The organism is Micromonospora xinjiangensis (assembly GCF_056150165.1).
On the sequence record NZ_JAXCFO010000002.1, the window covers coordinates 1,056,841 to 1,067,456 of the forward strand.

The window sequence follows — 10,616 nt, forward strand, 5'->3', positions numbered from 1 at the left end:
CCGGTGTCCGGGACCGTCCGGCCCACCGGGGTCAGGCGTCGCCGCGGATGCGGGCGTGCAGGTGCATGTCGTGCCGTCCGTCGGAGTGGACGGCGTCGCTGCGCTTGGTGCCCTCCAGGACGAACCCGGCCTTGACCGCGACGCGGCACGACGCGTGGTTGCGGGTCGAGTGATCGAGGTGCAGACGGTGGAACCCCGCCTCGCCCAGCGCCCAGCCGCTCAGGGCCCGTAGCGCGCGGGGGGCCACGCCCGCGCCGCGGGCGGCCGGGAGCACCCAGTACGCGCACCCCGCGACCCCGTCGTCGAGGTTCACGCTGTTCAGGGCGATCCGCCCCAGCACCTCGCCACCGTCGCGGGTCACGGCCCAGCTCGCGCCCGTCTCCTGCTCCCAGTCGCGTCGATAGTGCGCGAACCACTCGCGGACCTGGTCCTCCGAGGCCGGTTGCCGGGTGTGCCAGTGCCGGATCCGCGGGTCCTGGTAGGCGGCGAGGAAGACCGGGGCGTCGGGTCGCTCCCACGGCCGCAGGAGGAGCCCGCCCTCCGCGGCGAGCGTCGGTTGCGGACCGGCGGCCAGGGCGCCGGGGGGAATCGCCGGTGGTGTCGACAGGGGAGACCGCACGCGCTCATCTCTACCAGTCCGGCAGCGGCGGGTCGCACCGGCTCGACCCGCCGACGGCGCGCTCGTGACCCCGGGTCGCCAGGTTGCCGGCCCCGGCAGGGGAGCGGGCCACGACCCGTGCCGCTCGCGCCCGCCCGGGGCCCGGGCTACTGGCACGTGGCGGGCCCGGCGGGATGACGTCGGGCCAGATCATTTGGCTCGGAAGCGTTCATGGTCATCCGCGACGATTTCTGCTTGACCTCAACCGAACTTCAGATTCGAGCATCGTGGGTATGGCGAGTTCTCTCCTCGACGAGGCTTACGAACGGGTGCGTTCCACCGGCCCGGAGCGCAACGGTTGGCTGTCGAACCACGCCCCCATGGCGGTGGAGGCGCTGGTCCACCGCGGCCACGAGCGGGCCGTTCACCGATGGATCGATGCGTACGCCGACAAGCTGGAGGAGCGACCACGGGGTGTTCGCCCCATCCCCCGCGACGAGTGGCGTGACCCGCTCGGCGACCCGGTTCGTACGGGCGACTGGCTGAACTACTTCGACCGCGAGCTGGCCGGCGAACCCTGGCGGGAAGTGCTCGTCCGCTGGTGGCCACGCCTGCTGCCCGGGATAGCCGCCGGCGCGACCCACGGAGTCATCCGAGTCGGTCACGTCGTACGCGCGCTGCTCGACGAGGAGACCCAGCCGCGCGTCGCCGAACTCGGTCAGGGGTTGGCCTACTGGGCCGCCCGGTGGCAGCCCCTCGCACCCCCCGGCGCCGGGCCGTACCCGACAACCGACGCCCGGTCGGCGCTCGACGCGGTACCCCGCGTACCCGACCAGCGGTCCGGCATCCGAGCCCGCCTCGCTCAGTTGGCCGACCTGCCCCGGTGGCCTTCGGTAGCCGGCGCGGTGCCGGGCAACAACCAGGACGACGTGCCGACCCGGCTCGCGGGCATCGTCGACGCCGCGGTCATTCGGCACGGCACCCACGGGTACGCCAGCCCGGTCATGCTCGTCCACGCCGCCACCGCGCCGAACGCGGTCCTACGTGCCTTGCCCGCTCTCCCGCCAACGCTCTGGGCGCCCAGCCTCGCCGCCGCCTGGGCGGCAACAGCCGCGGTCACCGCCGCCTACGCGCCGGCCGAGGCACGGCCCGTCCCGCCCGCCGGCAACGACCTGAGCCTCGACGAGGTCATGCGCCGTGCAACGGACACCGGGGACGCTCACGCGATCAAGTTCGTCGACACCGTGAGCGACACGTACACCCGCTCCGCAGACCCCACCCTGGCCGCCATCGCCGCCCGATCCATCGAGCAGATCGCCGCCGACTGACCAAACTCGTGCCGTCTCCCCGGCGAGGCGCGAGCCGGGAAGGACGAAGATCATCGCCAGGAAGCACCTGGCGGCCCAGGCCAAGGCATGAGACGAGTGACCGCTCGTCCCCCTGGTGACCGTCCCGGGTACCGGCTGCTGGCACGTGGATGGCACGGGTTGAACCCCTACCGGCTCTGCGACCCGGCTGTCCAGCGCGACAAGATCTTCGTGTGGTGGTATTCCTCTGCGCGAACTGTCACCAGCCGCTCACCGAGGAGATCAGAGAGGGGGCGCCGTCGCGACGTCCCGAGCGCCCGGCCGGGCACGAGATAGCGCACCCGCGGATGACACAGGGAACGTACAAGGTCAATTTCGATGCCACCCTGCTGATCCTCCGTCCGGATGACGTTCCGGGGACAGCTCTCCACCCTGACCGCCGGCGTCTCAGCGGATGCTGCGGGGTTGCGGGCAGGATGGCCCCGACCTGATCTGTTCTGGCTGTGGCGCAGAGGTCGCAACCAAGGAGCCCGACTGCTGGACCGATCAGTGCGGGCATCGAGGGTTGTAGGGAACGAACTGTCCTCATGGGGTTGCGGTAGGCCCCTGTCCCACCCTCGCCGTCGTGGATCTGCACTTGGTAGTGCGCGGTGCCCTGTGCGCCGTCACCTGTGTGCTGTGCTGGGCCTGCGATGTGTGCCGGGGAGTCGAACCCCTGCGCCTGCCCTCGGCGCGCCAGGAGTGAACCGGAATACCCGCCGGCTCTCGGGTTCGTGCACGCCTCCACGTCGGCTACCTGCTCCGCAACCTCTCAGTCCAGCAGGTCGACCTCCCAGTTCGTCCGCTGGATCACCGTGTCGACCTCGCGAAGGTGCCGGGCGAGGTCGTCGGCCTGGCTGCGCAGTTGCGCCACCGGCAGGGCCGGGATCATCTTCAGCTCCGACCGCAACTGCCGAAACCCGCGCTGACCTTCCCCAGCGGCGGCGTCGGCGGCGGAGGTGATCACGCTGTGCCGCAGGCGAAGCACGTCGCGGCGCGCCAGCGCGTCGGTGAGTGTGCCACCGTCAACCCGGGTGGCGGCGTTGGTGCGGTTGATTCGTCGAATCAGCGTCTCCAGCTCACCGAGCACCTCGCCGGCTTCCGCCAGGAGGGACGCCGCATCCTCAGCGGGCGTCTCGCCCTCCTGGTATCGAGCGCTGGCGACGATGCGGGCACGGAGTTGTTCGGCGCGACGCGCCGCATCCGCGCGCAGCGCAAGAGCCTCAGCAAGCTTCATGAGCACCAGTATGACCAGCGAAGATCAATCCCGCCTTTCAATTCATGAACCACGGCAAGAAGGAGAAGCAAGGGCGGAGGTCGTTAGGTTCCTGTTGCCTCTTCAGCGTGGCCGGCCCGCCCGGCCGATGCCTGCTGGAGGTCGCCAGCAGGCCGGGGCCGGGCCGGCGGGCCTGCTTGCGGGCGCCTTGATCAGCATGCGACCAGCGAGGACCGCGAGATCGCCCAGGCCATGGACCGGAGGATCGCCCGGCGTGCTCGACGGAAGACCGGCAAGGGCAGCTAGTGGCCCACGGATGGCCCGCAAGATCGAATCGAGGAAGTGACCGGCCGGCCCAGGATCGGGGGATGCCGCCTCTGAGCTGGGCCGGAGGCCGGTGGAGCGGGCGACGGGAATCGAACCCGCACCGTCAGTTTGGAAGACTGAAGCTCTGCCATTGAGCTACGCCCGCGTGCGCGCCCTGACGTCAGGGGCGCGCCCGACAGCCTACCCAATGTCCGCACCGCCCGTGCGGCCCCACCCGGCCGCGCTGTGCGCTGCGCGTACGCCAAGATCCGCGCAACTACCGGGAAAGAGTGCCCTCCCGACGCGCCGAGACCACTATTTCCCGGAAGCTGCCCCCTCGCGCGCCCTCACGCGCCCCCTCGGGCGCGCCCGAGGGGCCCGCGCTCTTGCGGCGGGGGTGAGTGGTCTGGAGGGGTGGAAGGGGGTGAAGTGTCGGGTTGGCCGTGCCCCGAGGCCCGAGCCGGGGCGCGACGGCATACACTTCTCGTCGCCACGGGGTGTGGCGCAGCTTGGTAGCGCACTCGCTTTGGGAGCGAGGGGCCGTGGGTTCAAATCCCGCCACCCCGACTGTCGTCCGCGGCCGGGCCGCCCCCGGGTGCCGTCCGGTCAGCGTGCGGTCCGTGGGCGCTGCCGGGGGTCCCGGCCGGCTCACCTACACTCGATGGGCTGAATCCACGCCCAGACTCAACTGAGATCCGTCAAGGAGTACGCCTGTGAAGAGCACCGTCGAGACTCTGAGCCCGACGCGCGTGCGGCTCGCCATCGAGGTGCCGTTCGTCGAGCTCGAGCCGAGCCTCCAGAAGGCGTACCGGGAGATCGGCCAGCAGGTCCAGGTTCCCGGCTTCCGCCGGGGCAAGGTCCCGCCCGCGGTGATCGACCAGCGGGTGGGCCGCGGCACCGTCCTCAACGAGGCGGTGCAGGAGGCCATCCCGCAGAACATCCTCGCCGCGGTCCGCGAGCACGACCTGAAGACGCTCGGCCGTCCCGAGGTCGAGATCACCGAGTTCGCCGACGGCGACTCGCTGAACTTCACCGCCGAGGTCGACGTCCGTCCGGAGATCACCCTGCCCGACCTGGCCACCGTCGAGGTGACCGTGGACGAGCTCCAGATCGACGAGAGCGAGATCGACGAGCAGGTGAAGAACCTGCGCGAGCGCTTCGCCACCCTGAAGACCGTCGAGCGGGCGGCCCAGGAGGGCGACTACGTCCAGATCGACCTGAACGCCACCGTCGACGGCGAGGACGTGCCGGGCGGCTCGGCGACCAACATCTCGCACGAGGTCGGCAGCCAGCAGCTGCTGCCGGGCCTGGACGAGGCCGTGGTCGGCCTGGCGGCGGGCGAGAGCAAGACCTTCACCACCCAGCTGGTGGGCGGCGACTTCGCGGGGCGCGACGCCGACGTGTCGGTGACCGTGCGCACGGTCAAGGAGAAGGAGCTGCCGGAGCTGGACGACGAGTTCGCCCAGATGGCGAGTGAGTTCGACACGATGGAGGAGCTCCGCAACGATCTGCGTGAGCGGGTCAGCCGCGGTAAGCAGGTCGAGCAGATCTACGCCGCCCGGGACAAGGCCCTCGAGCAGCTCGTCGAGGCGGCCGACGTGCCGGCGCCGGAGGGCGTCGTCCGCGAGGAGGTCGCCAGCCGGAAGCAGGCCATGATCGACCAGCTCGAGCGGATCGGCGCCTCCCTGGAGGACTACCTCGCCTCCGAGGAGAAGACCGAGGAGCAGATCGACGCCGAGCTGACCGAGGCGGCCACCGAGGGCGTCAAGATCCAGCTGCTGCTGGACACCCTGGCCGACGCCGAGGACGTCCAGGTCTCCGACGACGAGTTCGGTCACGAGATCGTGCACCGGGCCCAGCGCGCCGGCATGGCCCCGCAGCAGTACTACGACCAGCTGGTGCGCTCCGGCGCGGCCGCCGCCGTCTACGGCGACGTCCGGCGCGGCAAGGCGCTCGCCTCGGTCATGGAGCGGATCACCATCAAGGACACCGCGGGCAAGGAGGTCACCCTCGACGCCCTGCGGGAGGCCAACGAGGCCGCGCACAACCACGACCACGAGCACTGATCGTCGGGGTGGGGCCGCCGTCCGCCGCTTGCGGTGGAGGGCGGCCACATCCCTTTTCCGGGTACGTCCCGACGGTGACTGCGCTGTGAGCGAACAGTGCCACGACCGGGACTCTGCTGCCCGGCCGAGCGGTTAGGGTCGGGTAGGACGGTACGGAGAGCGAAGGGCTGCCATGACCGACATGCACATCCCACCGAAGCCGCTCCGGGCGATTGACGCCCGAGGTGGCGACAACATTGGCAACCTCGACGACTCGGTCTACAACCGGTTGCTCAAGGAGCGGATCATCTTCCTGGGCAGCGAGGTGACCGACCAGGTCGCCAACCGCATCTGCGCGCAGCTGCTGCTGCTCGCCGCGGAGGACCCGGACCGCGACATCAACCTCTGGATCAACTCGCCGGGTGGCTCGGTCTACTCGGGCATGGCGATCTACGACACCATGCAGTTCATCGACAACGACGTGTCGACCGTGGCGATGGGCATGGCCGCCTCGATGGGGCAGCTGCTGCTCTGCGCGGGCACCAAGGGCAAGCGCTACGCCCTGCCGCACGCCCGGATCATGATGCACCAGCCGTCGGGTGGCGTGGGTGGCACCGCCGCGGACATCGCGATCCAGGCGGAGCAGATGCTCTACACCAAGCGGATGTTCCAGGAGCGGGTCGCCTTCCACACCGGTCAGGAGCCCGCCCAGATCGAAGCGGACTCGGACCGCGACCGTTGGTTCACCGCCCAGGAGGCCGTGGACTACGGCTTCATCGACAAGGTCATCACCGGAGCCACCCAGGTTCCGGAAGGTGCCGGGACCCTGAGCTGAGGAGCTGACGATGACCGACCTGAGTTTGCCGCCCCAGTTCGCGGCCGTGCACAACCGCTACGTGCTGCCGTCGTTCGTCGAGCGCACGTCGTACGGGGTCAAGGAGTCGAACCCGTACAACAAGCTCTTCGAGGACCGGATCATCTTCCTCGGCGTCCAGGTGGACGACGCGTCGGCCAACGACGTGATGGCCCAGCTGCTGACGCTGGAGGGCACCGACCCGGACCGCGACATCATCATGTACATCAACTCGCCGGGCGGCTCGTTCACGGCCATGACGGCGATCTACGACACGATGCAGTACGTCCGGCCCGACATCCAGACGGTCTGCCTGGGCCAGGCCGCCAGTGCGGCCGCCGTGCTGCTCGCGGCGGGCACCCCGGGCAAGCGGATGGCGCTGCCGAACTCGCGGATCATCATCCACCAGCCGGCCACCGAGGGCGGCTACGGGCAGGGCTCGGACATCGAGATCCAGGCCCGGGAGATCCTGCGGATGCGGACGCAGCTCGAGGACATGATCTCGCGACACGCCGGTCAGCCGATCGAGAAGGTCCGCAAGGACATCGACCGTGACAAGATCATGACGGCCGAGGAGGCCCGGGAGTACGGGCTGGTCGACACGATCCTGACCAGCCGCAAGAAGGGCCTGCTGGCCGCCAACGCCGCCAGCTGAGCAGTGCCGGTGCAGAGGTCGGTCGGGATGTTGATCCCGGCCGGCCTCTGACACACCCGTTTTGGGGGTCGGAGAAAACCCGGCCAGCGGGTAACGTCGGGTCCGTACCGCTTCGCCGGGTCGGACCGACGAGGTGGACGAGACGGGCGGGGGCAGCCTCCGCGGGTCATGGCCGGGCCTCCGGCCGGTTGAGTGCAGGGAGAACGTAGGTGGCACGGATCGGTGACGGCGGCGACCTACTGAAGTGCTCCTTCTGTGGCAAGTCGCAGAAGCAGGTCAAGAAGCTCATCGCGGGGCCGGGCGTCTACATCTGCGACGAGTGCATCGATCTCTGCAACGAGATCATCGAGGAGGAGCTGGCCGAGTCCGGCGAGGTGAAGTGGGAAGAGCTTCCCAAGCCGATGGAGATCTGCCAGTTCCTCGACAACTACGTGGTCGGCCAGGACCAGGCCAAGAAGGCCCTCTCCGTCGCGGTCTACAACCACTACAAGCGGATCCAGGCGGAGGCGGCCGGCGGGCCGGGCTCCGGTGAGGCCGTCGAGGTCGCCAAGTCCAACATCCTGCTGCTCGGTCCGACCGGCTGTGGCAAGACCCACCTGGCGCAGACGCTGGCGCGGATGCTGAACGTGCCGTTCGCGATCGCGGACGCCACGGCGCTCACCGAGGCCGGCTACGTCGGTGAGGACGTGGAGAACATCCTCCTCAAGCTGATCCAGGCCGCCGACTACGACATCAAGCGCGCCGAGACCGGCATCATCTACATCGACGAGGTCGACAAGATCGCCCGCAAGTCGGAGAACCCGTCGATCACCCGGGACGTCTCCGGCGAGGGTGTCCAGCAGGCGCTGTTGAAGATGCTCGAGGGCACGGTGGCGAACGTGCCGCCGCAGGGCGGCCGGAAGCACCCACACCAGGAGTTCATCCAGATCGACACCACCAACGTGCTGTTCATCTGCGGTGGCGCCTTCGCCGGCCTCGACCAGATCATCGAGGCCCGCACCGGCCACGGCGGCACCGGCTTCGGCGCCCGCCTCCGGGCCGTCTCCGATCGCTCGACGGACGACATCTTCAGCCAGGTCATGCCGGAGGACATGCTCAAGTTCGGGCTGATCCCCGAGTTCATCGGCCGGCTCCCGGTGATCACGAGCGTGCGGAGTCTCGACCGTGAAGCCCTGGTGCGGATCCTCACCGAGCCGCGCAACGCCCTGGTCCGGCAGTACCAGCGCCTCCTCGAGCTGGACGGCGTCGAGCTGGAGTTCGAGCCGGCGGCGCTGGAGGCGATCGCCGACCAGGCCATGCTCCGGGGCACCGGGGCCCGCGGGCTTCGGGCGATCATGGAAGAGGTCCTGCTCTCCGTGATGTACGAGGTCCCGAGCAACCCCGACGCCGCCCGGGTGCTGATCACCCGCGAGGTGGTCCTGGAGAACGTCAACCCGACGATCGTGCCGCGCGAGTTCACCGGCCGGCGTGCCCGCCGGGACCGCGAGGAGAAGTCCGCCTGAGCCGGTTGGCCCGGCCCGACCAGGTCCGGCCGGATGGGCGTCGCCGCCCTGTCCGGGTGGCTTCCGCCCCCGTACGCTGAGGGCCATGCGCGTCGCCGTCTGCCAGCTGAACTCTCAGGAGGACCGCAAGGCCAACCTCGCCGCCGCGGAGGCGCTCCTGGAGCGCGCCGCCGCCGGCGGCGCCGACCTGGCGGTCCTGCCGGAGTACGTCGACTATCTCGGCCCCGCGGCGGGCATGCCGGCGTCGGAGCCGGTCGACGGTGAGGTGGGGCAGTTCTTCGCGGGCGTCGCTCGCCGGCTCGGCATGTGGGTGATCGCCGGGTCCGTCCACGAGGCCGGCCCCGACCCGGAGCACACCTGGAACACCTCACTGGTCTTCGACCGCGGCGGCGCGCTCGCCGCCAGCTACCGCAAGATCCATCTGTACGACGTGGAGATTCCCGGCCGGGTGTCGTATCGGGAGTCGGCGACGGTGGCGCCGGGGGAACAGCCGGTGGTGGTGACCGTCGAGGGGGTCCGGATCGGGCTGTCGATCTGCTACGACCTGCGGTTCCCGGAGCTCTACCGTCGGCTCGCCACCGAGGGCGGCGCCCAGGTGCTGGTGGTGCCCGCGGCGTTCATGCTGCACACCGGGCGGGACCACTGGGAGGTGCTGCTGCGGGCTCGCGCGATCGAGAACCAGTGCTACGTCCTCGCCGCGGGTCAGATCGGCAACCACGAGCCGGGGCGGACCTGCTTCGGTCGGAGCATGGTCGTCGACCCGTGGGGGACCCTTCTCACCCAGGTGCCGGACGAGCCCGGCGTGGCCTTCGCCGACCTGGACCTCGATCGGCTCGGGACCATCCGGACCGAGCTGCCGAGCCTGGCCAACCGTCGGCTCTGACCGCTCAGTCCTGCAGCAGCACGCCGACGAGCGCGAAGCCGGCGATCGCGGCGGCGGTGACCAGCAGGGCCGTGGTCATCCGGGACCGACCGCGACGGGCGAGCCGGCCCACCGAGAGCACGACGACAACGAGCACGAACGCGCCGATGACCAGCTGCCAGAACGGCAGGAGAAGCCCGAGCAACGCCTCCTCGGCGAGGACGGTGGCCGGCGAGACGTCATCCATGCCAGACACTCTGGCACGCCGGAGCCCGCTGTGCTGCCGCGCGGAGCAGCGGGCGCGCTGACCGTCGTCGCCGCGCCCTCCGTTCCCCTGCGGTACGCCGCCGTGGCGGCCACCAGGGAGCGCCCGATCAACGCTGCCTCGCGTGCGCCCCGTGCCAATCACACCCTTGGCGAGCCGGGGGGCATGACCAGGTCGGTGGCCTGGGCCGCGCGGGTCACCGGGCCGGCGCGGGTTCGTGGCCGGCGGTGGGAGCCGCCGCCCGGGGTGTGGGAACCATCCGTAGTGCCGAGCGCGTCGTGCCTCCCGGGTCGGGCGAACCGTCTCGGCAGGACGCGGGCACGGGTCTCGCCGGGCGCTGACGGCGGCCAGTGATCATCGTTGATTTGCCTTCTCCGCGGCGTCCGCGTAACTTTCTCTCTGCACGCGGGAGGCCGACAAACCGGCCGAAAGCGGGTACCAGGCTCGTGGCGGGAACGCCGAGCGAGACTGGGTCGGGCGGTGCGGAAACACTCCGGAAAGTCGGGGTTGCGGACGCGAAGCCGACCGGGTAAGGTTTTGAAGCCGGCAGGAGCCGGGCGGGTGGCCGCGATGCGGCGATCGGCCGGTCTGCGGCTCCCCACGACAGCAACGACCGCCAGAGTATGGCGTGCGTCGGCGTGGGTCCGGACCTTCCAGTGGATCACCTCGGATCGAGGTTGACGCCGCCGGACGGTCCGGGTAGATTAGAGCGGTTGCCCCGGGCGGGGTTCCACGATGTGGGGCTCTGGTTCGGTGTGTGGTTGTTCTTTGAGAACTCAACAGGGTGCTTGATAAGCCAGTGCCAATTGTTTGATGCCCTGTGCTGGCAGGCTTTTGGGTCTGTTGGTTTGGGATTCCTTTGGCAACACTTTTTGTTGTCGGGATTGCTGTTCGACAAAGTTTTTGTTGGAGAGTTTGATCCTGGCTCAGGACGAACGCTGGCGGCGTGCTTAACACATGCAAGTCGA

At 69.8% G+C, this 10,616-nt stretch carries 9 protein-coding genes, 2 tRNA genes and 1 rRNA gene; 8 read left to right on the top strand and 4 right to left on the bottom strand.

The features are described from left to right. Window positions 1-31: 31 nt before the first annotated feature. Complete coding sequence (locus tag SM573_RS11770; RefSeq protein ID WP_474614228.1) at window positions 32-619, bottom strand: GNAT family N-acetyltransferase; 588 nt, start codon at window positions 617-619, stop codon at window positions 32-34. Between the two features lie 272 nt (window positions 620-891). Here SM573_RS11770 and SM573_RS11775 point away from each other — a divergent pair, with 272 nt between their 5' ends. Then, window positions 892-1,926: a questin oxidase family protein gene (locus SM573_RS11775; RefSeq protein ID WP_474616037.1), complete on the top strand. Its 1,035-nt coding sequence runs from the start codon at window positions 892-894 to the stop codon at window positions 1,924-1,926. Between the two features lie 790 nt (window positions 1,927-2,716). Here the strand turns inward: SM573_RS11775 and SM573_RS11780 are convergent. After that, window positions 2,717-3,181, bottom strand: coding sequence for a DIP1984 family protein (locus tag SM573_RS11780; RefSeq protein ID WP_474614226.1), 465 nt, complete (start codon window positions 3,179-3,181; stop codon window positions 2,717-2,719). Between the two features lie 377 nt (window positions 3,182-3,558). After that, window positions 3,559-3,632 (bottom strand) — tRNA-Gly (locus tag SM573_RS11785). Window positions 3,633-3,959: 327 nt separating this feature from the next. On the opposite strand from SM573_RS11785, the gene SM573_RS11790 reads away from it, so the two are divergent. The 6 genes from SM573_RS11790 to SM573_RS11815 all read left to right on the top strand — a co-directional run bounded on the left by SM573_RS11790 (window position 3,960) and on the right by SM573_RS11815 (window position 9,404). Then, window positions 3,960-4,033: transfer RNA gene (locus SM573_RS11790), tRNA-Pro, on the top strand. 146 nt (window positions 4,034-4,179) lie between these two features. Continuing rightward, window positions 4,180-5,532, top strand: coding sequence for a trigger factor (gene tig, locus SM573_RS11795; protein ID WP_474614225.1), 1,353 nt, complete (start codon window positions 4,180-4,182; stop codon window positions 5,530-5,532). Between the two features lie 172 nt (window positions 5,533-5,704). Then, the gene (locus tag SM573_RS11800; protein ID WP_474614224.1) at window positions 5,705-6,346 is read left to right on the top strand and encodes an ATP-dependent Clp protease proteolytic subunit; all 642 of its coding nucleotides are present in this window, start codon (window positions 5,705-5,707) and stop codon (window positions 6,344-6,346) included. A 10-nt stretch (window positions 6,347-6,356) separates the two neighbouring features. After that, window positions 6,357-7,019, top strand: a complete 663-nt coding sequence (locus SM573_RS11805; protein WP_474614223.1) for an ATP-dependent Clp protease proteolytic subunit — start codon at window positions 6,357-6,359, stop codon at window positions 7,017-7,019. A 209-nt stretch (window positions 7,020-7,228) separates the two neighbouring features. Beyond that, on the top strand, window positions 7,229-8,521 hold the full coding sequence (clpX, locus tag SM573_RS11810) for an ATP-dependent Clp protease ATP-binding subunit ClpX (protein WP_474614222.1): 1,293 nt from the start codon (window positions 7,229-7,231) through the stop codon (window positions 8,519-8,521). Window positions 8,522-8,606: 85 nt separating this feature from the next. Beyond that, entirely contained in the window at window positions 8,607-9,404 is a 798-nt protein-coding gene (locus SM573_RS11815; RefSeq protein WP_474614221.1) for a carbon-nitrogen hydrolase family protein, read from the top strand. A 4-nt stretch (window positions 9,405-9,408) separates the two neighbouring features. Here the strand turns inward: SM573_RS11815 and SM573_RS11820 are convergent, their stop codons facing one another. Next, window positions 9,409-9,630 (bottom strand): hypothetical protein, encoded by a 222-nt coding sequence (locus SM573_RS11820; RefSeq protein ID WP_474614220.1) that lies wholly within the window; start codon window positions 9,628-9,630, stop codon window positions 9,409-9,411. Between the two features lie 921 nt (window positions 9,631-10,551). On the opposite strand from SM573_RS11820, the gene SM573_RS11825 reads away from it, so the two are divergent. After that, window positions 10,552-10,616: ribosomal RNA gene (locus SM573_RS11825) — 16S ribosomal RNA — on the top strand; the annotation flags it as partial.